Origin of the sequence: Pseudorhodoferax sp. (assembly GCF_047601025.1) — a bacterium.
In the GTDB taxonomy this organism is placed as follows: domain Bacteria; phylum Pseudomonadota; class Gammaproteobacteria; order Burkholderiales; family Burkholderiaceae_C; genus Pseudorhodoferax.
Genome location: NZ_JASGJZ010000001.1, coordinates 2,526,697 through 2,547,603, shown reverse-complemented (window position 1 = coordinate 2,547,603; position 20,907 = coordinate 2,526,697). Strand labels below are relative to the sequence as shown.

Here is a 20,907-nt window from a genome sequence, read left to right as displayed (position 1 = left end):
GGCGGCCCGGCCGCTCCGGCGGGCTACAGGAAGCGTTCCAGCAGGCGGCGCGACGCCCGGTCCAGGCCGCGCCGGTCGCGGATCCGGTAGTACACACCCTGGCCGCTGGTGATCAGCAGGCCGCCATCGGCCAGGCGGCGGATGTCCTCCTCGCTCTTGAGCACGAACTCGGTGGCGCCGCGGTCGGTCTCCACGCGCCAGATGCTGGGCGTGGCGAAGGTGGACACCCCCAGCAGGCGCCGCACCTCGGGCTGGAACTCGCGCGCGGCCAGCTCCTGCTCGACCAGCGCGCGCGGCCCGTCTGCCAGCGCGTCCAGCCGCTCGATCCAGGCCAGCTCGTGCCCGTCCGGCCCGACCAGCGACAGCCCGGCCCCGGGCTCCGACAACGGGAACGCCCGCACCGGCACCACGCCGGCGTGCTCGACGCCGTCGGCCGTGCGCAGCACCAGCCGGCCGAGCGCGTCGCGCGACAACGTGAACGCCGCCATCAGACCGCCCCCGCCGGATGGGCCGCGTGCTCGGGCGCCGGCACGCGGGCGTCGGCCTGCGCGTCGGCATCGGCATCGACGCGCCGCGCCTGGGCTTCGTACAGCCGCCAGTAGGCGCCCTGGCGCGCCATCAGCTCGTCGTGCGGGCCGACCTCGACGACGCGGCCGCGGTCCATGACGACCAGCCGGTCGGCCTTGCGCAGCGTGGACAGCCGGTGCGCGATGGCGATCGTCGTGCGGCCCTGCACCAGGTTGTCCAGCGCCTTCTGGATCTCCTGCTCGGTCTCGGTGTCCACGGCCGAGGTGGCCTCGTCCAGGATCAGGATCCGCGGGTCGATCAACAGCGCGCGCGCGATCGAGATGCGCTGGCGCTCGCCGCCGGACAGGCCCTGCCCGCGCTCGCCGACCAGCGAGTCGTAGCCCTGCGGCAGCCGCAGGATGAACTCGTGCGCATGGGCGGCGCGCGCCGCGGCCACGATCTGCGCGCGCGTGGCCTCGGGCCGGCCGTAGGCGATGTTCTCGGCGATCGTGCCGAAGAACAGGAAGGGCTCCTGCAGCACCAGGCCGATGTGGCGCCGGTAGTCGGCCACGGCCAGGCGCCGCAGGTCCATGCCGTCCACGCGGATCGCGCCTTCGCTGACGTCGTGGAAGCGGCAGATCAGGTTGACCAGCGTGCTCTTGCCCGAGCCGCTGTGGCCGACCAGGCCGATCATCTCGCCGGGGCGGATGTCCAGCGACAGGTCGCGGATCACCGCGCGGCTGCCGTAGCGGAACGTGATGCCGTCGATCTGCAGCGCACCGCGCAGGCCGCCGGCCGGCAGCGGCAGCGGGTCGGCCGGGTCGGGCACGCTGGACTGGTGGTCCAGGATGTCGAAGATGCGCTTGGCGCCGGCCGCGGCCTTCTGCGTGACCGAGACGATGCGGCTCATGGAGTCGAGCCGCGTGTAGAAGCGGCCGATGTAGGCCAGGAACGCCGTCAGCACGCCGACCGTGACCTGCTGGTGCGCGACCAGCCAGATGCCGAAGGCCCAGACCACGAGCAGGCCGATCTCGGTCAGCAGCGACACGGTGGGCGTGAACAGCGACCAGGTGCGGTTCAGCCGGTCGTTGACCGCCAGGTTGCGCTGGTTGGCCTCGCGGAAGCGCTGGCCCTCGCGCGCCTCCTGCGCGAAGGCCTTGACCACGCGGATGCCGGGGATGGTGTCGGCCAGCACGCTGGTGACCTCGGACCAGACGCGGTCGATCTTCTCGAAGCCGGTGCGCAGCCGGTCGCGCACCACGTGGATCATCCAGGCGATGAACGGCAGCGGCAGCAGCGTGACCAGCGCCAGGCCCGGATGGATCGAGAACAGCACGGCCGCCGTCATCGCGATCATCAGCACGTCGGTCGCGAAATCGAGCGCATGCAGCGACAGGAACACGCAGATCCGGTCGGTTTCCGAGCCGATGCGCGCCATCAGGTCGCCGGTGCGCTTGCCGCCGAAGTAGTCCAGCGACAGCTGCAGCAGGTGGTCGAAGGTGGCGGTGCGCAGGTCGGCGCCGATGCGCTCGGACACCAGCGCCAGCAGGTAGGTGCGCCACCAGTTCAGCGCCCAGCCCAGCAGCGCCGCCGCCAGTAGGCCGCCCAGGTACGCCAGCACGCGCGCGGCCTCGATCCGCTGGCCGTTCTGGAACGGGATCAGCACGTCGTCCATCAGCGGGATCGTCAGGTAGGGCGGCACCAGCGTGGCCGCCGTGGACGCCAGCGTCAGCACGAAGCCGAGCAGCAGCTGCAGGCGGTACGGGTGGGCGAACCGCCACAGCCGCAGCAGCACCCAGGTCGAGGGCGGCGTATGCAACTCGCGGAAACAGACGTTACAGGTCTCGCTGTCCGGCGGCAGCGGCGCGTGGCAGGTCGAGCAGGTGCCGGCCTCTTCCTCGTCCGGCGGGGCCGGCAGGCCGCGGCGCTCGAACGCGCGCAGCAGCCGCAGCGCCTGCGGGTCCCGCGCCAGCGTGTAGTGCCAGCGCCCCAGCAGCTGGCGGCCGTCGTGCAGCTCCAGCCGGCCGACGCCGCCGTGCTCGGCATGGTGCAGCACGAGCTCCGGCGCCAGCGGCCAGCTGCGCACGCTGCCGGTGGGCGCCACCGCGATCAGCCGCCGCTCGGTCAGGGCCAGCAGCCCGGCGCCGAAGTGCAGCGCCTCGTCCAGGTCAACCGCCACGCTGGCCATGACGTTTTCTGCACCTGCCAGTTCTGCCAGGAGTGCAGACTGGTGTCTTGAAGAACCGTCTCTGGAGACCTCGACCTGATGTGGATGCTGCATGGTGAACGACGGAGGCGGCGGATTCTCGCCGAAGCGACCCGCCCGGACGGCGGCCGACCACAACGCACCAGCGTGCCCACATGACGACAGCCACCGCGGCGCTCTCGCCGGACGCCGACATCCAGCTGCTGCGCATCCGCTACCTGCGCGGCCCGAACATCTGGACCTACCGTTCCGCCCTGGAGGTCTGGCTCGACCTCGGTGAACTGGAAGACCACCCCTCCAACCTGCTGCCCGGGCTGACCGAGCGGCTGGTCGCCATGCTGCCGGCGCTGGTCGAGCACCACTGCGGCGTGGGCGAGCGCGGCGGCTTCCTGCAGCGCCTGGTCGAGGGCACCTGGGCCGGCCACATCCTGGAGCACGTGGTCATCGAACTGCTGAACCTGGCCGGCATGCCGACCGGCTTCGGGCAAACCCGCAGCACCTCGCGGCGCGGCGTCTACCGCATGGTGTTCCGCGCGCGCGACGAGCAGGTCGCCCGCACCGCCCTGGCCTGCGGCCACCGGCTGCTGATGGCCGCGATCCACGGCCAGGCCTTCGCCGTGCCGGTGGCGGTGGCGCAGATCCGCGCCAAGGTGGACGACTGCTACCTGGGCCCGAGCACGGCCTGCATCGTCGGCGCCGCCACCGACCGCGGCATCCCCCACATCCGGCTGAACGGCGGCAACCTGGTGCAGCTGGGCTACGGCGCGCGGCAGCGCCGCATCTGGACGGCCGAGAGCGACCGCACCAGCGCCATCGCCGAGGGCATCGCCCGCGACAAGGACCTGACCAAGCGCCTGCTGGCCTCCTGCGGCGTGCCGGTGCCCGAGGGCCGCGTCGCGGACAGCCCGGCCGACGCCTGGGAAGCGGCGCAGGACATCGGCCTGCCGGTGGCCGTCAAGCCCTCGGACGCCAACCATGCGCGCGGCGTCAGCCTCGACCTCTCGGAGCGGGCCGACGTCGAGAAGGCCTACGGCATCGCCGACGCCGAGGGCAGCGAGGTCATCGTGGAGCGCTACATCCGCGGCGACGAGCACCGCCTGCTGGTGGTCGGCGGCAAGGTGGTGGCGGCGGCGCGCGGCGCCAGCCTGCACGTCACCGGCGACGGCCGCCAGACCGTGGCCCAGCTGATCGACAGCCAGCTCAACAGCGACCCGCGGCGCGGCGACGCCGAGGAGTTCCCGCTGGAGACCATCTGCCTGGCGAAGGACGGCGTGATGCGCCTGCTGCTGGAACGCCAGGGCCTGACCGGCGACGCCGTACCCGCCGCCGGCCGGCGCGTGCTGGTGCAGCGCACCGGCAACGTGGCGATCGACTGCACCGACGAGGTCCACCCCGAGGTCGCGCACGCGGCCACGCTGGCAGCCCGCGTGGTCGGGCTGGACATCGCCGGCATCGACCTCGTGGCCGAGGACATCGCCAGGCCGCTGCAGGCGCAGGGCGGCGCCATCGTCGAGGTCAACGCCGGCCCCGGCCTGCTGATGCACCTGAAGCCGGCCGAGGGCGCGCCGCGCCCGGTCGGCCAGGCCATCGTCGACCACCTGTTCGCCGAGGACGAGTCCGGCCGCATTCCCATCGTCGGCGTGGCCGGCGGCGAGGGCACCCTGGCCGCCCGGCTGGTGGCCTGGCTGCTGCACCTGTCGGGCCGGCGCACCGGGCTGGCCTGCCGCGACGGCCTGTTCCTGAACAGCCGCCGCGTCGACGGCGGCGACTGCGCCGGCTGGGAGCCCGGCCACCGGCTGCTGGTCAACCGCTCGATGCAGGCCGCCGTGATCGAGAACGGCCCGGCCTCGATCCTGCGCGACGGCCTGGCCTACGACCGCTGCCAGGTCGGCATCGTGACCGACCTGGGCGGCGCGGACGCGCTGGCCGAGTTCGACATCCAGCAGAGCGAACAGCTCGTCCGCGTGCTGCGCACGCAGGTCGACGTGGTGCTGCCCGATGGCTGGGCCGTGCTGAACGCGGCGGACGCGCGCATCGCCGCGCTGGCCCCGCTGTGCGACGGCCAGGTGATCCTGTATGCCCAGGACGCCGGCCTGCCCGCCGTCGAAGCCCACCGCACCGCCGGCGGCCGGGCCGTGCTGCTGCTGCAGGGCCAGGTGGTGCTGGCGCAGGGCGGCAGCGCCACGCCGCTGTGCGGCATGCCCCAGCCGAGCGCCCGCCGCGCCAAGAGCCTGCGCGGCGACGAGCTGCAGTGCGGCGTGCTGGCCGCCGTGGCCGCGGCCTGGGCACTGCAGATTTCCCCCGACCTGATCGCCGCCGGCCTGAAGACCTTCGAGATCGACCCCGCCCCCACGACCCGCGGCGCCGGGACCCTGGCTGCACGCTGATGCCGATGCCCTCCGACGACAGCTGCGTGCCAGCACGAGACAACACCATGCACATTTCCCGCGTGCGGGCCCTGCGCGGCCCGAATCTGTGGAGCCGGCACACGGCGCTCGAAGCCGTCGTCGCCTGCGCGCCGCCGGAGCGCTCAATCGTCGAGCTGCCGGGCTTCGAGATCGCGGTGCGCGCGCGCTTTCCCACCATCGGCGCGCTGCGCACCGGCCCGGCCACGGGCCCGGTGGCGCTGGCCCACGTGCTGGAGAGCGCGGCGCTGGCGCTGCAGGCCCAGGCCGGCTGCCCGGTGACCTTCAGCCGCACGGCGGCCACGCTGGAGCCGGGCATCTACCAGGTCGTCGTCGGCTACAGCGAGGAGGCCGTCGGCCGCCGCGCGCTGGAACTGGCCGAAGCCCTGGTGCGCGCCACGCTGGACGGCCAGCCGTTCGACGCGCCGGCCGCCATCGCCGAGCTGCGCGCGCTGGACGAGGACGAGCGCCTGGGGCCCAGCACCGGCTGCATCGTCGAGGCGGCCACCGCGCGCGGCATCCCGTACCGGCGGCTCACGCGCGGCAGCCTGGTGCAGTTCGGCTGGGGGGCACGGCAGCGCCGCATCCAGGCGGCCGAGCTGGACGCCACCAGCGCCGTCGCCGAATCCATCGCCCAGGACAAGGACCTGACCAAGCAGTTGCTGCACGCCGCCGGCGTGCCGGTGCCCCGGGGCCGGCCGGTGGCCAGCGCCGACGAGGCCTGGGCCGTGGCCTGCGAGATCGGCTTGCCGGTGGTGCTCAAGCCGCAGGACGGCAACCAGGGCAAGGGCGTCACGGTCAACGTGGCGGACCGCGCGCACCTGGACACGGCGTTCGCGGCGGCGCGCGAGTACGGCGAGGTCATGGTCGAGCAATACCTGCCGGGCTGCGACTTCCGGCTGCTGGTGGTCGGCGACCGGCTGGTGGCGGCCTCGCGCCGCGATCCGCCGCAGGTCACCGGCGACGGCGCGCACACGGTGCGCGCGCTGGTCGAGATGGTCAACGCCGACCCGCGCCGCGGCGACGGCCACGCCACGGCGCTGACCCGGATCCGCTTCGACGACATCGCGATCGCCCGCCTGGCCGCGCAGGGCCTGCAGCCGGAGTCGGTGCCGCCCCGGGGCCAGCGCGTGATCCTGCGCAACAACGCCAACCTGTCCACCGGCGGCGCCGCCACCGACGTGACCGACGACGTGCACCCGGCCATCGCCGCGCACGCCGTGGCGGCCGCGCAGATGGTGGGACTGGACATCTGCGGCGTGGACCTGGTCTGCGAGACCGTGCTCAAGCCGCTGGAGCAGCAGCGCGGCGGCATCGTCGAGGTCAATGCCGCGCCGGGGCTGCGCATGCACCTGTCGCCCTCGTACGGCAAGCCGCGCGACGTCGGCCGGGCCATCGTGGAGACGCTGTACGGCCCCGGCGAGGACGGGCGCATCCCGGTCGTCGCCGTGACCGGCACCAACGGCAAGACCACCGTCACGCGGCTGGTCGCCCACCTGTTCACCGCCGCCGGCCTGCGCGTGGGCATGACCAACACCGACGGCGTCTACGTCGAGGGCCGGCAGATCGACAGCGGCGACTGCAGCGGCCCGCGCAGCGCGCGCAACGTGCTGATGCACCCGGAGGTGGACGCGGCCGTGTTCGAGACCGCGCGCGGCGGCATGCTGCGCGAGGGCCTGGGCTTCGACCGCTGCCAGGTGGCCGTGGTCACCAACATCGGCGCCGGCGACCACCTGGGGCTGAACTACATCACCACGGTCGAGGACCTGGCCGTGCTCAAGCGGGTGATCGTGCAGAACGTGGCCCCCGGCGGCCATGCCGTGCTGAACGCGGCCGATCCGAACGTGGCGGCCATGGCGGCGGCCTGCCCCGGCCAGGTGATCTTCTTCGCCGCCGACCGGCACCACCCCGTGATGGCCACGCACCGCGCCCAGGGCCGGCGCACCGTGCACGTGGACGGCGAGCACATCGTCGCGGCCGCCGGCTCCTGGCGCGAGCGCATCGCGCTGCGCGACGTCCCGCTCACCCGCGGCGGCGCCATCGGCTTCCAGGTCGAGAACGCGATGGCCGCGGTGGCGGCGGCCTGGGCGGCCGGCCTGTCCTGGGACGCGGTGCGCCGCGGCCTGGCCAGCTTCGCCAACGATGCCGACAACGCACCGGGCCGCTTCAACGTCATGGACTGGCACGGCGCCACCGTGATCGCCGACTACGGCCACAACCCGGACGCGATGCGCGCGCTGGTCGCGGCGGTCGACGCCATGCCGGCGCGCCGGCGCACGGTCGTGATCAGCGGCGCCGGCGACCGGCGCGACGAGGACATCCGCGCGCAGACCGCGATCCTCGGCGATGCGTTCGACCAGGTGATCCTGTACCAGGACGCTTGCCAGCGCGGCCGCGCCGACGGCGAGGTGCTGGCGCTGCTGCGCCAGGGCCTGGCGCAGGCGCGGCGCGCGCACGCGGTGGCCGAGGTCCACGGCGAATTCAAGGCCATCGACCAGGCGCTGGCGGCCCTGGCGCCGGGCGACCTGTGCCTGATCCTCGTCGACCAGGTGGAGCAGGCGCTGGCCCACCTGGCCAACCGCATGGAAGAGGTGGCCGACGCCCTGCCGGCCTGAGGACGCTTGGATACTTTCCGAGCGGTCCGCCGGCCGTGTGGGCCGGGCGCCCCGCAGGCTAGAATCCGCGCTTTTCCGAGACCGTCCCCCATGTCCGCAGCACCCGCCGGGCACGCCCGTGCCTGCTTCGACTTCAAGAGCGCCAGCCTGCCGCTGATCTCGGTGGTGCTCCGGACCTCCAACCTGGCCGAGCTGTCCCAGGAACTGCAGGCCCGCTTCGGCGAGACCCCGAACTTCTTCGACGAGGATCCCGCCGCGATCGTGCTGACGCAGATCGAGCAGGATCCGACGCCGCTGAGCTTCTCGGTGCTGGTCACGCTGCTCAAGCACTACAAGCTGCGGCCGATCGGCATCCACGGCGGCAGCGCCGCGCACCGCGAGCAGGCGGCCGCGGTCGGCCTGCTGGACCTGCGCGAGATCTCCTCGGGCGCCGTGGCCGTGCCGGCCGCCGAGGCGCCGCCGACACCCGCCCCGGCCCCGGTGGCCGCCCCGGCCGCGGCCACCGGTGTCACGATGGTGGTCGACCGCCCGCTGCGCTCGGGCCAGCAGGTCTATGCGCGCGGAGCCGACCTGATCGTGCTGCAGGCCGTGAACTTCGGCGCCGAGATCATCGCGGACGGCAACATCCACGTCTACGCGCCGCTGCGCGGCCGTGCCATCGCCGGCGCGCGCGGCAACACCGAGGCCCGCATCTTCTGCACCTGCCTGGAAGCGCAACTGATCTCCATCGCCGGCATCTACCGCACCAGCGAGGTCGCGCTGCCGCCCGAAGTCCAGGGCAAGACCGCCCAGGTACGGCTGGTCGGCGAGAGCCTGGTGCTCGAACCCCTGTGAACCCCCTTAGAAGGACCTGCATTCCATGAGCAAGATCATCGTGGTCACCTCCGGCAAGGGAGGCGTGGGCAAGACCACCACCAGTGCCAGCTTCTCGTCGGGCCTCGCACTCAAGGGCCACAAGACGGCGGTGATCGATTTCGACGTCGGCCTGCGCAACCTGGACCTGATCATGGGCTGCGAGCGCCGCGTGGTCTACGACCTGATCAACGTGATCCACGGCGAGGCCAACCTGCACCAGGCGCTGATCAAGGACAAGCAGTGCGAGAACCTGTACGTGCTGGCCGCCTCGCAGACGCGCGACAAGGACGCGCTGACGCAGGAAGGCGTCGAGAAGGTGCTCAAGGACCTCGCCGAGATGGGCTTCGAGTACATCGTCTGCGACTCGCCCGCCGGCATCGAGACCGGCGCGCTGCTGGCCATGCACTTCGCCGACTACGCGCTGATCGTCACCAACCCCGAGGTCTCCTCGGTGCGCGACTCCGACCGCATCCTCGGCATGCTGGGCTCCAAGACCAAGCGCGCCATCGACGGCAGCGAGCCGGTCAAGGAGCACCTGCTGATCACGCGCTACAACCCCAACCGCGTGGCCGACGGCCAGATGCTGTCGCTGCAGGACATCCAGGACATCCTGCGCATCCCGCTGATCGGCGTGATCCCCGAATCCGAGGCGGTGCTGCAGGCCTCCAACCAGGGCCTGCCGGCGATCCACGGCAACGGCACCGACGTGGCCGAGGCCTACAAGGATGTCGTGGCGCGCTTCCTCGGCGAGGACCGCCCGATGCGCTTCACCGACGCGGAGAAGCCCGGCTTCTTCAAGCGCCTGTTCGGGAGGTGAGCGCCATGTCCTTCCTGTCCTTCCTGCTCGGGGAGAAGAAGAAGACGGCCAGCGTCGCCAAGGAACGTCTGCAGATCATCCTGGCGCACGAGCGCGGCGGCCGCGGCGGCCTGAAGCCGGACATGCTGCAGGCGATGCAGCGCGAGCTGGTCGCCGTGATCTCCAAGTACGTCGCGATCAGCCAGGAGCACATCAAGGTCAACCTGGAGCGCCAGGACACGCTGGAAGTCCTCGAGGTCAAGATCGAACTGCCCGAGGGGCACTGAGCGCATGCGCCCGCTGCGCGCCTGGCTGCTGCTCGGCGGCGTCCTGTCGATCCTGGCCTGCTCGCGCGCCGATGCCGAGCGCGTGGGCGAGGTGGACACGGCCTTCCAGTGGATCGGCCCCAACCACAAGATCGTCGTCGACGCCTTCGACGACCCGCGCGTGCAGGGCGTGACCTGCTACGTCTCGCGCGCGCGCACCGGCGGCATCTCCGGCGCGATCGGCCTGGCCGAGGACAAGGCCGAGGCCTCGATCGCCTGCCGCCAGGTCGGCCCCATCAGCGTGCCGCAGCCGCTGCCGCGCCAGGAAGAGGTGTTCAGCGAGCGCATGTCGGTGCTGTTCAAGCGCCTGCGCATCGTGCGCATGGTCGACGTGCAGCGCCATGCCCTGGTCTACCTGAGCTATTCCGACAAGCTGATCGACGGCTCGCCGCAGAACGCCATCACGGCGGTGCCCGTGGACCGCGGCACTGCGCTGCCGGTCAAGTGAGACGCCGTGAATGCATCCCTCGCACCCACGCGAGGCCCCTGATGCGCATCCACGTGCATCGCCGACGCCGTGCCCGGGGCCTCGCCCGTCGGGCCGGGCACGCCGGGCCACAGGCGGGCGTTGCAGTCCTTGCCCTGGCACCAGCCGCCAGGACGGCGGCCTGCGCCTGGGGCCTGACGCACCCCGCCGTGGGCGCGATCGATCCATGCACAGCTTCCTGAATCTGCCTGGCCGATGCCCGAAGACCGCCCCTCGGTCCTGACGCCCGACGAAGCCTCGTCTCCCGACGCCGACCTGTCCGCGCTGGCGCCGCTGCGCTGGCCGGTGTTCCGCATGCTGTGGCTGGTCTGGCTGGCCTCCAACACCTGCATGTGGATGAACGACGTGGCGGCGGCCTGGCTGATGACCTCGCTGACCACCTCGCCGGTCTGGGTCGCGCTGGTGCAGACGGCCGCCACGCTGCCGGTGTTCCTGTTCGGCCTACCCAGCGGCGCGCTGGCCGACATCGTCGACCGGCGCCGCTACTACATCGCCACCCAGTTCTGGGTCGCCGCCGTGGCGCTGGCGCTGTGCGCCACCGTGCTGACGGACACGGTCACCCCGCCGCTGCTGCTGTTGCTGACCTTCGCCAACGGCATCGGGCTGGCGATGCGCTGGCCGGTGTATTCCGCCGTGGTGCCCGAGATCGTGCCGCGCGCGCAGCTGCCGGCCGCGCTGGCGCTGAACGGCGTCACGATGAACGCCTCGCGCATCGTCGGCCCGCTGCTGGCCGGCGCGCTGATCGCCAGCGTCTCCAGCGCCGCCGTGTTCGTGCTGAACGCGCTGCTGTCCGTGGCCTCGGCCGTGGCGCTGGTGCGCTGGCGGCGCGAGCACAAGCCCGATCCGCGGGGACGCCAGCGGCTGTGGAGCGCGATGCGCGTGGGCGTGCAGTTCGTCGCGCAGTCGCCGCGGCTCAAGGCCGTGCTGCTGCGCATCGCGCTGTTCTTCTTCCATTCCACGGCGCTGATCGCGCTGCTGCCGCTGGTCGCGCGCAACCTGCGCGGCGGCGACGCCGCCACCTTCACCGTGCTGCTGGCCGCCATGGGCGTGGGTGCGATCGCCACGGCCTTCCTGATGCCGCGGCTGCGCCAGCTGTTCGCGCGCGACCGGCTGGTGCTGGTCGGCACGCTCACGCAATCGGCCGCCACGCTGGCCGTGGCTTTCGCGCCCAACGTCGCCGTGGCGGTGCCGGCGATGTTCGTGGGCGGCATGGCCTGGATCGCCACGGCCAATTCGCTGTCGGTGTCGGCCCAGCTGGCGCTGCCGGACTGGGTGCGTGCGCGCGGCATGGCCATGTACCAGATGGCCATCATGGGCGCCACCGCGTTCGGTGCCGGCCTGTGGGGCCAGGTCGCCAGCTTCAGCAGCGTGCAGACCAGCCTGCTGGTCGCCGCCTGCACCGGCGGAGCCGGCATGTGGCTGCTGCAGCGCGTGGTCGCCGACCTGCAGATCGAGGAAGACCTGACGCCCTCCAACGCGCTGCCGGTACCGGACGCGCCGCAGCCGCCGGCCAGCGGCCAGGTGCTGGTCACGGTGGAGTTCCGCATCGACCCGGAGCGCGCGGCCGACTTCGTGCGCGTGATGCAGGAAAGCCGGCGCAGCCGGCTGGCGCAGGGCGCGCTGTCCTGGCACCTGCTGCGCGACATCACCGACCCGTCGCGCTACACCGAGCAGATCGTCGACGAGTCCTGGGCCGAGCACCTGCGCCGCTTCGACCGCGTGACCGCCGCCGACATCGCGCTGCGCGAGCGCAAGCTGGCGTTCCACCTGGACGAGGCGCCGCCGCGCGTCACGCGCTACGTGATCGACGCGGCGCCGTCCTCGTCGTAGGGCCGCCCCAGAAAACGAAACCGCCGGCAAGCCGGCGGTGCGTGGGACCGCGGCGCCTGCCGCGGATCAGCGGAGGATCAGACCGAGAAGCTGGAGCCGCAGCCGCAGGTGGTGGTCGCGTTCGGGTTCTTGATCACGAACTGCGCACCCTGCAGGTCTTCCTTGTAGTCGATCTCGGCGCCGACCAGGTACTGGTAGCTCATCGCATCGATCAGCAGCGACACGCCGTTCTTGGTCATCGTCGTGTCGTCCTCGTTGGCGATCTCGTCGAACGTGAAGCCGTACGAGAAGCCCGAGCAGCCGCCGCCCTGCACGAACACGCGCAGCTTCAGGTCGGGGTTGCCCTCTTCCGCGATCAGGTCCGCCACCTTGGCCGCGGCGGCATCGGTGAAGATGATGGGATCGGGCATCTGGGTTTCGACGTCGTTGGCGACTGCGCTCATGGGGATGGTTCTCCGTGGAAGGACGGCTGATGCTAAAGCAATCGCCTTGACGGCGCTGGCGATGCGGTCTTTGGAAAAGAAGAAGCCGCCCGGCGGGCGGCTTCTTCGGCGACGGTCCCCTGCGGGATCAGCGCTTGGAGAACTGCTTGCGGCGGCGTGCGGAGTGCAGGCCGACCTTCTTGCGTTCCACTTCGCGGGCGTCGCGGGTCACGAAGCCGGCGGCGCTCAGCTGGGGCTTGAGCGTCGCGTCGTAGTCCAGCAGCGCGCGGGTGATGCCGTGGCGCGTGGCGCCGGCCTGGCCGGATTCGCCGCCGCCGTGCACGTTGACCTGGATGTCGAAGGTCTCGACATGGTTGGTCAGCACCAGGGGCTGCTTGGCGATCATGATCGAGGTCTCGCGGCCGAAGTACTCCTGGATGTCCTTGCCGTTGACCGTGATCTTGCCGGTACCCTTCTTCAGGAACACGCGGGCGACGCTGGATTTGCGACGGCCGGTGCCATTGTTCCATTCACCAATCATTGCGCGGCTCCTCAGATTTCCAGCGGCTTGGGCTGCTGGGCGCTGTGCGGATGCTCGGCGCCGCCGTACACCTTCAGCTTCTTGATCATGGCGTAGCCCAGCGGGCCCTTGGGCAGCATGCCCTTGACGGCCTTCTCCAGCGCGCGGCCGGGGTGCTTGGCCTGCATGTCGCGGAAGTTGGTAGCCGTGATGCCGCCGGGGAAGCCGGAGTGGCGGTAGTACACCTTGTCCAGGGTCTTGGCGCCGGTGACACGCAGCTTGGCTGCGTTGACGACGACGATGAAGTCGCCGGTATCGACGTGAGGCGTGTAAATGGCCTTGTGTTTGCCGCGCAGACGGAGAGCAACTTCGCTGGCTACTCGTCCGAGGACCTTGTCGGTCGCGTCAATCACAAACCACTCATGCACGACCTCAGCGGGCTTTGCGCTGAAAGTGCTCATGCTCTTCTCTCTTGAGAACGGGGGTTCGGGCGGCTCTTTTCCACGGTCGGTGCTGCTCTGGTGGCAGCCTCTTAGGTGGCAGGTGGTTTTCGCCGCGGAGCCAGCCTATTCGCTGCGAAACCGCGCATTATAGGCAAAGCCGCCCGCTGCGCCATTACCATCGGCCGATGTTCAGTTACCGCCACGCCTTCCACGCGGGCAACCACGCCGACGTGCTCAAGCACCTGGCGCTGGTCGCCGTCCTGCGCCACCTCGCCGGCAAGGAGGCCGCGCTGGCGCTGCTGGACTCGCACGCCGGCGCCGGCCTGTACCGGCTCGACGGCGACTACGCCGCCACCAGCGGCGAGGCCGCCGACGGCGTGCTGCGGCTGCTGCAGGCGCCGGCCGGGCAGCGCGCCGAATGGCCGCAGGCGGTGCGCGACTACCTGGAGGTGCTGGCCGGCTTCAATCCCGGCGGCGGCCACCGCGTCTACCCCGGCTCGCCGTTCCTGATGCAGCGCCTGGCGCGGCCGCAGGACCGCATCAAGCTGTTCGAGATGCATCCGACCGACGCCAGGACGCTGCAGGCCAACGTCGCCCAGCTGGAGGCCGGCCGCCAGGTGCAGGTGCTGCGCGAGGACGGCTTCGAGGGCGTGCGCCGCTTCCTGCCACCGCCCTCGCGCCGCGGGCTGCTGCTGTGCGACCCGAGCTACGAGCTCAAGAGCGACTACGGGCGCGTGGCCGACCTGCTGGCGATGGCGCTGCAGCGCTTTCCGACCGGCACCTACCTGATCTGGTACCCGCTGATCGCGCGCAACGAGGCCCACATCCTGCCGCGCCGGCTCAAGACCGTGGCGGCGCGCGCCGGCAAGCCCTGGCTGCACGCCACGCTGACGGTCAAGGCCGCGCGGCAGCCCGCCGCGCCGGCCGCCGCCGCGGCAGCCACCGGCGAGCGCGCGCGCCGCCCCGGCCTGCCGGCCAGCGGCGTGTTCGTCGTGAACCCGCCGTACACGCTGCACGGCCTGCTGGCCCCGGCCCTGCCCTTCCTCGCGCAGACGCTGGGCCAGGACAAGCACGCCGCCAGCACGCTGGAGCGCTCGCCCGCCTGAGGAGGCCGCAGGCGCGTCCGCCGCGCCTTGTTGCGGTGCACAACCGTGGTATGGATTTTGCGGATGGAGGCGGCGTCGATCCGACGCTGTTCCTGTGAGATCCCATGCAACGCCCCCTGCCCCTGCTCGCCACCGCCGCTGCCGCGGCCGCACTGTTCGCCACCGCACCGGCCCACTCCCAGTCCAGCGTGACGCTGTCCGGCCTGCTCGACGCCTACATGGGCTCCATGCGCCTGGCCGGCGCGGACGACCGCGTGACGCACCTGGGCAGCGGCGGCATGACCACCTCCTGGTGGGGCCTGCGCGGCACCGAGGACCTGGGCGGCGGCCTGTCGGCCACGTTCGCGCTGACCGGCTTCATGCGCGTGGACACCGGCTCGCTCGGCCGCTTCGACGGCGATCCTTCCTTCTCGCGCGATGCCAACATCGGCATCTCGGGCGGCTTCGGCACGGTGAAGCTGGGCCGCTTCGCCGCGCCCAACTTCCTGCCGACCATCGTGATCAACCCGTTCGGCGACTCGTTCACGTTCTCGCCACTGGTGCTGCACGCCAACGTCAACACGCCGGCCTGGGCCCATCGCACCACGCCGTCGGACACCGGCTGGGCCAACCAGATCGGCTACACCACGCCGAACTTCGGCGGCCTCACCGCCACGCTGCAGTACCAGCTCGGCGAGCAGACCGGCGACAGCCGCAGGAACGTCGGCATGAACGTCATGTACGCGAGCGGCCCGTGGTCCGCCGTGGCGTACTACGAGCGCGACCAGATCTCCAACCCGGTCAACCCCAGCCCGCTGACCACCAACGTCAACGGCGTGGCCGTGCCCGAGACCAAGACCACCTGGATGGTCGGCGGCGCCTACAACCCGGGCTTCGCCAAGTTCTACCTGACCTTCGGCCGCGCCGGCGCGGACGTGGCCGACTACAACGCGCGGACCATCTCGGGCGGCGTGTCCATACCGGTCGGCGCCGGCATGATCCTGGCGGCCGTCGCGCGCACCAAGGTGGAGGGCAGCTACGACGGCACGCGCACCACGGGCAGCATCGGCTACGACTACTTCCTGTCCAAGCGCACCGACCTGTACGCCGTGTTCATGCAGGACCGCATCAGCCACCTGAACACCGGCAACAGCTTCGGCGTGGGCCTGCGCCACCGCTTCTGACCGGCGCCCGGGGCCGCTACCATCGCGGCCCATGTCGTCCGAGACGCGCCGGCAATGGGCGCTGGCCCTGATCTTCGTCACCCCCGTCTTCTGGAGCGTGAACTACCTGGTCGCGCGCAGTGCGCCGGGCGTGATCGAGCCGCACCTGCTGGCGCTGCTGCGCTGGGCCGCGGCCGGCGTGCTGTTCGCGATCCCGTCCTGGCGCGAGCTGCTGCGCCACCGCGCGCACCTGGCCGCCGACTGGCGCCGCTACCTGGTGCTGGGCGCGCTGGGCATGTGGATCTGCGGCGCCTGGGTCTACGTCGGCGGGCGCACCACGGCGGCCGTCAACATCGCGCTGATCTACGCGCTGTCGCCGGTGCTGATCGCGCTGGCCTCCGCGCTGTGGCTCGAGGAACGCCTCGGCCGCCCGCAGGCGCTGGGCGTGGCGCTGGCGCTGGCCGGCGTGGTGCACGTGGTGCTGCAGGGCCGCTGGGACCACCTCGCCGGCGTGCGGCTGGTCGCGGGCGACGCCTGGATCCTGGCGGCCACGCTGTCGTGGACGCTGTACTCCCTGCTGCTCAAGCGCTGGCCCAGCCCGCTGTCGCCGATGGCGCAGCTGGCCGCCATCAGCGCCGCCGGCGTGCTGGTGCTGCTGCCGTTCACGGCCTGGGAAGTCGCACACGCCGCGCCGCCGGCACTCACGCTGCACGGCTTCGCGCTGGCCATGGCCGCGGCCGTGCTGCCGGGCTTCGCGGCCTACCTGGCCTATGCCGTGATGCAGCGTGAACTCGGCGCCGCGCGCGTGGCCGTGGTGCTGTACCTGGGGCCGATCTACGCCGCCGGCCTGGCCTGGGCCGTGCTGGGCGAGCCGCTGCACGGCTACCACGCGGCCGGCATGGTGCTGGTACTGGCCGGCATCTACCTGGTCAACCGCCCCGGGGCGCGCTGACGGCCCATCTCGTCACACCCGCCGCCGGATCTCCGCCAGCCGCGCCTGGTCGTACACCGGCTGCGGCGGCATGTCCTCCAGGTGCGTCACGTCGGCCCAGTCCACGATCGCCAGGCGGTGCGCGGCCTGCTCCACGTGCACCTGCACCTGGTTCAGGCCGGCGTTGGGGATCAGCGTCTGGCGCGGGCCGTGCAGCGGCAGCGCACGCGCGGCGCGCCAGACCATGTCGAGCACGCCGCCGTGCGTGACCACGACCAGCGTCTGCCCGGCGTGCGCCTCGACCAGTTCGCGCAGGCCCTGCAGCACGCGGGCGTGGAAGCTGCGCGTGCTCTCGCCGCCGTCGAACGCCCAGTCGGCGTCGAAGCCGAGCCACGCGTTCCAGGCCGCCGGGTGCTGGCGCTTGATCTCGTCCACGCTCATGCCGTCGACGACGCCGAAGCTCTGCTCGCGCAGCAGCGGGGTCTCGATCGGATCGGCCGCGCCGCGCCGCGCCAGCGCCTCGGCCAGCGGCCCGGCGGTCTGCCGCGCGCGCGCCAGGTCGCTGCTGACCACGCGGTCCACCGGCGCCTCGCCCAGCCGGCGCGCCACGCGCCAGGCCTGTTCATGCCCGGTGGCGTTCAGCGGCACGTCGACCTGGCCCTGGAAGCGCAGCTGGCGGTTCCAGTCGGTTTCACCGTGGCGCACGAGGATCAGACGCGTCATGCCCCGATTATTCCGCCGCGCGCGATCCCCCAATGCAGAATGCGGCGACCCTTGGACCGCCGCGCCGCGCCGCTCATCCGCCATGACCCGCTTGATCCTGATTCCCGGCCTTGCCTGCGACGCCGCCATGTGGCAGGCGCAGCTGGCCGTGCTGCCGGCGCACTGGCAGCCCGCCGTGGCCGACGTGGCCACGCGCTGCGACGGCATCGCCGCGATGGCGCAGGCGCTGCTGGCCGAAACGCCGGGGCCGCTGGTGCTGTGCGGCGCCTCGATGGGAGGCATGGTGGCCATGGAGGCGGCGCGCCAGGCGCCCGCGCGCGTGCGCGGCCTGGCGCTGCTGGGCACCTCGGCCCGGCCCGAGACGCCGGACGTGCAGTCGCTGCGCGAGCAGGCCATCGCGCTGTTCGCGCAGGGCCGCGCCGCCGAGGTGCTGCGCGCCAACGCCTTCTTCGCGCTCGACCGCACCCACCCGGAACTCAGGGCGCTGACGGCGCGCTACCTGGCCCTGGTGACGCGGGCCAGCCCGGCGCAGCTGATCCGGCAGAACCGCGCCGTGAGCGCCCGGCCCGACGCGCGGGCGCACCTGCCGGCGCTGCGCTGCCCGGTGCTGCTGGTCACCGGCGCCTCGGACAGCCTGACGCCGCCCGAATGCGCGCGCGAGATCGCCGGCCTGGTGCCGCAGGCCGAGCTGCACCTGCTGCCGCGGTGCGGCCACATGCCGACGCTGGAGCAGCCGGCGGCGGTCAACGCGCTGCTGCTGGACTGGCTGGCGCGGATCAGCCGCCCTGCGGCGGACGCACCTTGTCCATGAGGCAGCGCAGCACGTAGGGCGAGACGAACTTCTCGACCTGGCCGCCCAGCGTCGCGATCTCGCGCACGAAGGTGCTGGAGATGAACTGGTAGCGGTCGCCCGGCGTCAGGAACACGGTCTCGACGTCGGGCATCAGCGCGCGGTTCATGCCGGCGAGCTGGAACTCGTAGTCGAAGTCGGTCACCGCGCGCAGGCCGCGCACCATGGCCTTGCCGCCGCGGGCCACGACGAAGTCGCGCACCAGGCCCGAGAAGCTCTCGACCTGCACCTGCGGATAGGGCTTGACCGATTCGCGGACCATCGCGATGCGCTCGTCCAGCGAGAACAGCGTCTTCTTGTGGTGGCCGGCCGCGACGGCCACGATCACCTCGTCGAACAGCTGCGCGGCGCGGCGCACCACGTCCTCGTGGCCCAGCGTCATCGGGTCGAAGGTGCCGGGATAGACGGCGATCACGTGCTTGCTCATGGGCTGCTCCTTTCCGTCGCCGCGGGCGGCTTGTCTCGTGCGGCGCGATTATGCAAGCCGCTCCAGCAGGTGCGCATGCACGGCGCCGGCCTTCAGGTGGCGCAGCGGCGCCAGGCCGTGCGCGGCCAGCCGCTCGTCGCGCCAGGGCTCGGGCGCCTCCAGGTACAGCCGGCCGCGCGGCGCCAGCACGCGCTGGGCGGCGTCCAGCGCGGCGTCGAACAGGCCGGCGTCGAACGGCGGGTCCAGCAGCACCAGGTCCATGCCGGCCGGCGCCAGCCGCGCGGCCAGCGCGATGCCGTCGCCGCGCTGCACGCGCACCTGGCGGGCCTGCAGCCGCTCGGCCAGCCGCGCGATCTGCGCGGCCAGCGCGGGATCGAGCTCGCACAGCAGCACCTCGGCGGCGCCGCGCGAGGCGGCCTCCAGCCCCAGCGCGCCGGTGCCGGCGAACATGTCCAGGCAGCGCCAGCCCGTCAGGTCCTGGCCCAGCCAGTTGAACAGCGTCTCGCGCACGCGGTCCGGCGTCGGCCGCAGCCCGGGCCGGTCGGCCACCGGCAGCCGGGTGCGCTTCCACTGGCCGCCGATGATGCGGATGTCGTGCGGCGCGCGGGCCGTGGCGGACGCCGCGGGAGCGCGGGCGGGGCGGGGAGCTGGCATGGGGCGCGAGCATACGGGCAACGCCCGGGCACGGGGCGCCAGCCCACACACCCGGCCGCCGCGAATCAGGGCCCGGCCCGGCACGCCGCCCGCGCCAGCCCGGCGGCCAGCGCCAGCATCGTGGCGCCGACCAGCCGGTCCAGCCACTGCCAGGCGCGCGGCCGGGCGAGCAGCGGCGCCAGCCGGCGCGCGCCGAATCCCAGTGCCGCGAACCAGCCGGCGCTGGCCAGCGTCGCCCCGGCCACGAAGGCCGCGCGCGCCGGCGCCGCATGCTGCGCGCCGACCGAACCGGCCAGCAGCACCGTGTCCAGGTACACGTGCGGATTCAGCAGCGTGAAGGCCGCCGCCTGGGCCAGCACGGCGACCCGCCCCGGCGCGACCGCGGCCACGGCCTGCAGTTCGGCCGGCCGCCGGCTGCGCCACAGTGCGCGCAGCCCGTAGCCGGCCAGGAACGCCGCCCCCAGCGCCGCCAGCCCGCGCGCCAGCCAGGGCCGTGCGCCCAGCACGCCGGCGAGCCCGTAGACGCCGGCGCCGACCAGCAACGCATCGGCCAGCGCACAGAACAGCACGACCTGCGGCACGTGCGCGCGGCGCAGGCCCTGGCGCAGCACGAAGGCGTTCTGCGCGCCGATGGCGACGATCAGCGTCAGGCTCAGCGAGAACCCCTGGAAGAAGGCAGTCATGCGCGCCAGCATGCCGGCGCGCGGCGCCGCCGGCCAGCGAGGATTCCTACACTCGATGCAGCCCTGCTTCATCGAGGAGAACCCCGTGCTGGACTACGCCGCCCTGTCCGCGCTGGCCGCCGTCGTGCGCGAAGGCAGCTTCGAGCGCGCCGCCCAGTCCCTGCACGTGACGCCCTCGGCCGTCTCGCAACGCGTGCGCCTGCTGGAGGAGCGCATGGGTTGCGCGCTGGTCGTGCGCGGGCAGCCCTGCACCGCCACCGAGGTCGGCCAGCGCCTGTGCCGCCACGCCGCCCAGGTCGCGCTGCTGGAGCACGACCTGCGGCACGCGCTGCCGGTGGCCCTGCCGCAGGCGGCCGATCGCACCCGGCTGCCGGTGGCCGTCAACGCCGACAGCCTGGCCAGTTGGTTCGCACCCGCCGCGGCGCGCTACGCGGCCGAGGCGCCGGTGCTGCTGGAGCTGGCGGTGGACGACCAGGACCACACGGCCGAGCGCCTGCGCAGCGGCGCCGTGCTGGCGGCCGTGACGGCGCTGGCCGCGCCCGCGGCCGGCTGCAACAGCCAGGCGCTGGGCGCGCTGCGCTACGTGGCCGCGGCCAGCCCGGCGTTCATGGCCCGGCATTTCGCCGACGGCGTGCAGGCACGCACGCTGGCGCGGGCGCCCAGCCTGCTGTACGACCGCAAGGACCGGCTGCAGGCGCGCTGGGTGCGCCGGCTGTGCCGCCGCACCGTGCCCCTGCCCTGCCACCTGCTGCCGTCGCCGCAGGCCTTCGTCGAGGCCGCACTGGCCGGCATGGGCTGGGGCATGCAGCCGCTGCTGCTGGTGCGGCCGCTGCTGGCCGACGGCCGGCTGGTGGAACTGGCGCCCGGCACGCCGCTGGACGTGCCGCTGTACTGGCAGCATGCGCGCGCGGCCTCGTCGCTGCTGGACGGGCTGGGCCGCGCCGTGCGGGACGCGGCCCGCGCCAGCCTGCTGGGCTGA

The 20,907-nt window shown here is 72.8% G+C and carries 21 protein-coding genes; 12 read left to right on the top strand and 9 right to left on the bottom strand.

From position 1 onward, the window contains the following. Positions 1 to 23: 23 nt before the first annotated feature. Both QM782_RS12040 and QM782_RS12035 read right to left on the bottom strand, forming a co-directional pair. Positions 24 to 488, bottom strand: coding sequence for a DUF1854 domain-containing protein (locus tag QM782_RS12040; RefSeq protein WP_415203147.1), 465 nt, complete (start codon positions 486 to 488; stop codon positions 24 to 26). Next, positions 488 to 2,788, bottom strand: a complete 2,301-nt coding sequence (locus tag QM782_RS12035; protein ID WP_415203146.1) for an ABC transporter ATP-binding protein — start codon at positions 2,786 to 2,788, stop codon at positions 488 to 490. Before QM782_RS12035 ends, QM782_RS12040 begins: the two co-directional genes overlap by 1 nt. Positions 2,789 to 2,868: 80 nt before the next feature. On the opposite strand from QM782_RS12035, the gene cphA (QM782_RS12030) reads away from it, so the two are divergent. The 7 genes from cphA (QM782_RS12030) to QM782_RS12000 all read left to right on the top strand — a co-directional run bounded on the left by cphA (QM782_RS12030) (position 2,869) and on the right by QM782_RS12000 (position 12,027). Next, positions 2,869 to 5,100, top strand: a complete 2,232-nt coding sequence (gene cphA, locus QM782_RS12030) for a cyanophycin synthetase (RefSeq protein WP_415203145.1) — start codon at positions 2,869 to 2,871, stop codon at positions 5,098 to 5,100. Between the two features lie 47 nt (positions 5,101 to 5,147). After that, complete coding sequence (gene cphA / locus QM782_RS12025) at positions 5,148 to 7,733, top strand: cyanophycin synthetase (RefSeq protein WP_415203144.1); 2,586 nt, start codon at positions 5,148 to 5,150, stop codon at positions 7,731 to 7,733. Positions 7,734 to 7,823: 90 nt separating this feature from the next. Further along, entirely contained in the window at positions 7,824 to 8,567 is a 744-nt protein-coding gene (gene minC / locus QM782_RS12020) for a septum site-determining protein MinC (RefSeq protein ID WP_415203143.1), read from the top strand. A 25-nt stretch (positions 8,568 to 8,592) separates the two neighbouring features. Beyond that, entirely contained in the window at positions 8,593 to 9,405 is an 813-nt protein-coding gene (gene minD, locus QM782_RS12015) for a septum site-determining protein MinD (protein ID WP_415203142.1), read from the top strand. A 5-nt stretch (positions 9,406 to 9,410) separates the two neighbouring features. Beyond that, a complete protein-coding gene (gene minE / locus QM782_RS12010; RefSeq protein ID WP_415203141.1) occupies positions 9,411 to 9,671 on the top strand; it encodes a cell division topological specificity factor MinE in 261 nt (86 codons plus the stop codon). 4 nt (positions 9,672 to 9,675) lie between these two features. After that, a complete protein-coding gene (locus QM782_RS12005; RefSeq protein WP_415203140.1) occupies positions 9,676 to 10,158 on the top strand; it encodes a CreA family protein in 483 nt (160 codons plus the stop codon). Positions 10,159 to 10,392: 234 nt separating this feature from the next. Beyond that, a complete protein-coding gene (locus QM782_RS12000; RefSeq protein ID WP_415203139.1) occupies positions 10,393 to 12,027 on the top strand; it encodes an MFS transporter in 1,635 nt (544 codons plus the stop codon). A 77-nt stretch (positions 12,028 to 12,104) separates the two neighbouring features. On the opposite strand, the gene erpA is transcribed toward QM782_RS12000, so the two are convergent. The 3 genes from erpA to rplM form a co-directional block, all read right to left on the bottom strand. Then, entirely contained in the window at positions 12,105 to 12,470 is a 366-nt protein-coding gene (gene erpA / locus QM782_RS11995) for an iron-sulfur cluster insertion protein ErpA (protein ID WP_415203138.1), read from the bottom strand. Positions 12,471 to 12,597: 127 nt separating this feature from the next. Beyond that, positions 12,598 to 12,990 carry a 30S ribosomal protein S9 gene (gene rpsI / locus QM782_RS11990; protein ID WP_415203137.1) on the bottom strand — a complete coding sequence of 131 codons (393 nt, stop codon included), beginning with the start codon at positions 12,988 to 12,990 and terminating at the stop codon, positions 12,598 to 12,600. 11 nt (positions 12,991 to 13,001) lie between these two features. After that, positions 13,002 to 13,430 carry a 50S ribosomal protein L13 gene (rplM, locus tag QM782_RS11985; RefSeq protein WP_415203136.1) on the bottom strand — a complete coding sequence of 143 codons (429 nt, stop codon included), beginning with the start codon at positions 13,428 to 13,430 and terminating at the stop codon, positions 13,002 to 13,004. Positions 13,431 to 13,597: 167 nt separating this feature from the next. Between rplM and QM782_RS11980 the strand changes: the two genes are divergently transcribed. The 3 genes from QM782_RS11980 (at position 13,598) to QM782_RS11970 (ending at position 16,612) form a co-directional block, all read left to right on the top strand. Continuing rightward, positions 13,598 to 14,518: a 23S rRNA (adenine(2030)-N(6))-methyltransferase RlmJ gene (locus tag QM782_RS11980; RefSeq protein WP_415203135.1), complete on the top strand. Its 921-nt coding sequence runs from the start codon at positions 13,598 to 13,600 to the stop codon at positions 14,516 to 14,518. Positions 14,519 to 14,622: 104 nt separating this feature from the next. Next, entirely contained in the window at positions 14,623 to 15,681 is a 1,059-nt protein-coding gene (locus QM782_RS11975; protein ID WP_415203134.1) for a porin, read from the top strand. Positions 15,682 to 15,712: 31 nt separating this feature from the next. Then, a complete protein-coding gene (locus QM782_RS11970) occupies positions 15,713 to 16,612 on the top strand; it encodes a DMT family transporter (RefSeq protein ID WP_415203133.1) in 900 nt (299 codons plus the stop codon). Between the two features lie 12 nt (positions 16,613 to 16,624). On the opposite strand, the gene QM782_RS11965 is transcribed toward QM782_RS11970, so the two are convergent. Then, the gene (locus QM782_RS11965) at positions 16,625 to 17,314 is read right to left on the bottom strand and encodes a histidine phosphatase family protein (RefSeq protein WP_415203132.1); all 690 of its coding nucleotides are present in this window, start codon (positions 17,312 to 17,314) and stop codon (positions 16,625 to 16,627) included. Between the two features lie 82 nt (positions 17,315 to 17,396). Here QM782_RS11965 and QM782_RS11960 point away from each other — a divergent pair, with 82 nt between their 5' ends. Continuing rightward, positions 17,397 to 18,125: an alpha/beta fold hydrolase gene (locus QM782_RS11960; protein ID WP_415203131.1), complete on the top strand. Its 729-nt coding sequence runs from the start codon at positions 17,397 to 17,399 to the stop codon at positions 18,123 to 18,125. On the opposite strand, the gene coaD is transcribed toward QM782_RS11960, so the two are convergent. From coaD to QM782_RS11945, 3 genes are all read right to left on the bottom strand, one after another. After that, a complete protein-coding gene (gene coaD / locus QM782_RS11955) occupies positions 18,091 to 18,591 on the bottom strand; it encodes a pantetheine-phosphate adenylyltransferase (RefSeq protein ID WP_415203130.1) in 501 nt (166 codons plus the stop codon). The two genes, QM782_RS11960 and coaD, sit on opposite strands and share 35 nt — an antisense overlap. 48 nt (positions 18,592 to 18,639) lie before the next feature. Beyond that, positions 18,640 to 19,245 carry a 16S rRNA (guanine(966)-N(2))-methyltransferase RsmD gene (gene rsmD / locus QM782_RS11950; RefSeq protein ID WP_415203129.1) on the bottom strand — a complete coding sequence of 202 codons (606 nt, stop codon included), beginning with the start codon at positions 19,243 to 19,245 and terminating at the stop codon, positions 18,640 to 18,642. Between the two features lie 65 nt (positions 19,246 to 19,310). After that, positions 19,311 to 19,928, bottom strand: a complete 618-nt coding sequence (locus tag QM782_RS11945; RefSeq protein ID WP_415203128.1) for a LysE/ArgO family amino acid transporter — start codon at positions 19,926 to 19,928, stop codon at positions 19,311 to 19,313. 85 nt (positions 19,929 to 20,013) lie between these two features. Between QM782_RS11945 and QM782_RS11940 the strand changes: the two genes are divergently transcribed. Further along, a complete protein-coding gene (locus QM782_RS11940; RefSeq protein ID WP_415205637.1) occupies positions 20,014 to 20,907 on the top strand; it encodes a LysR family transcriptional regulator ArgP in 894 nt (297 codons plus the stop codon).

Bases quoted from the DNA above. Each gene is read 5' to 3' on its own strand.
- QM782_RS12040 (WP_415203147.1), bottom strand. From the start codon at position 488: ATGGCGGCGTTCACGTTGTCGCGCGACGCGCTCGGCCGGCTGGTGCTG.
- QM782_RS12035 (WP_415203146.1), bottom strand. From the start codon at position 2,788: ATGCAGCATCCACATCAGGTCGAGGTCTCCAGAGACGGTTCTTCAAGA.
- cphA (WP_415203145.1), top strand. From the start codon at position 2,869: ATGACGACAGCCACCGCGGCGCTCTCGCCGGACGCCGACATCCAGCTG.
- cphA (WP_415203144.1), top strand. From the start codon at position 5,148: ATGCACATTTCCCGCGTGCGGGCCCTGCGCGGCCCGAATCTGTGGAGC.
- minC (WP_415203143.1), top strand. From the start codon at position 7,824: ATGTCCGCAGCACCCGCCGGGCACGCCCGTGCCTGCTTCGACTTCAAG.
- minD (WP_415203142.1), top strand. From the start codon at position 8,593: ATGAGCAAGATCATCGTGGTCACCTCCGGCAAGGGAGGCGTGGGCAAG.
- minE (WP_415203141.1), top strand. From the start codon at position 9,411: ATGTCCTTCCTGTCCTTCCTGCTCGGGGAGAAGAAGAAGACGGCCAGC.
- QM782_RS12005 (WP_415203140.1), top strand. From the start codon at position 9,676: ATGCGCCCGCTGCGCGCCTGGCTGCTGCTCGGCGGCGTCCTGTCGATC.
- QM782_RS12000 (WP_415203139.1), top strand. From the start codon at position 10,393: ATGCCCGAAGACCGCCCCTCGGTCCTGACGCCCGACGAAGCCTCGTCT.
- erpA (WP_415203138.1), bottom strand. From the start codon at position 12,470: ATGAGCGCAGTCGCCAACGACGTCGAAACCCAGATGCCCGATCCCATC.
- rpsI (WP_415203137.1), bottom strand. From the start codon at position 12,990: ATGATTGGTGAATGGAACAATGGCACCGGCCGTCGCAAATCCAGCGTC.
- rplM (WP_415203136.1), bottom strand. From the start codon at position 13,430: ATGAGCACTTTCAGCGCAAAGCCCGCTGAGGTCGTGCATGAGTGGTTT.
- QM782_RS11980 (WP_415203135.1), top strand. From the start codon at position 13,598: ATGTTCAGTTACCGCCACGCCTTCCACGCGGGCAACCACGCCGACGTG.
- QM782_RS11975 (WP_415203134.1), top strand. From the start codon at position 14,623: ATGCAACGCCCCCTGCCCCTGCTCGCCACCGCCGCTGCCGCGGCCGCA.
- QM782_RS11970 (WP_415203133.1), top strand. From the start codon at position 15,713: ATGTCGTCCGAGACGCGCCGGCAATGGGCGCTGGCCCTGATCTTCGTC.
- QM782_RS11965 (WP_415203132.1), bottom strand. From the start codon at position 17,314: ATGACGCGTCTGATCCTCGTGCGCCACGGTGAAACCGACTGGAACCGC.
- QM782_RS11960 (WP_415203131.1), top strand. From the start codon at position 17,397: ATGACCCGCTTGATCCTGATTCCCGGCCTTGCCTGCGACGCCGCCATG.
- coaD (WP_415203130.1), bottom strand. From the start codon at position 18,591: ATGAGCAAGCACGTGATCGCCGTCTATCCCGGCACCTTCGACCCGATG.
- rsmD (WP_415203129.1), bottom strand. From the start codon at position 19,245: ATGCCAGCTCCCCGCCCCGCCCGCGCTCCCGCGGCGTCCGCCACGGCC.
- QM782_RS11945 (WP_415203128.1), bottom strand. From the start codon at position 19,928: ATGACTGCCTTCTTCCAGGGGTTCTCGCTGAGCCTGACGCTGATCGTC.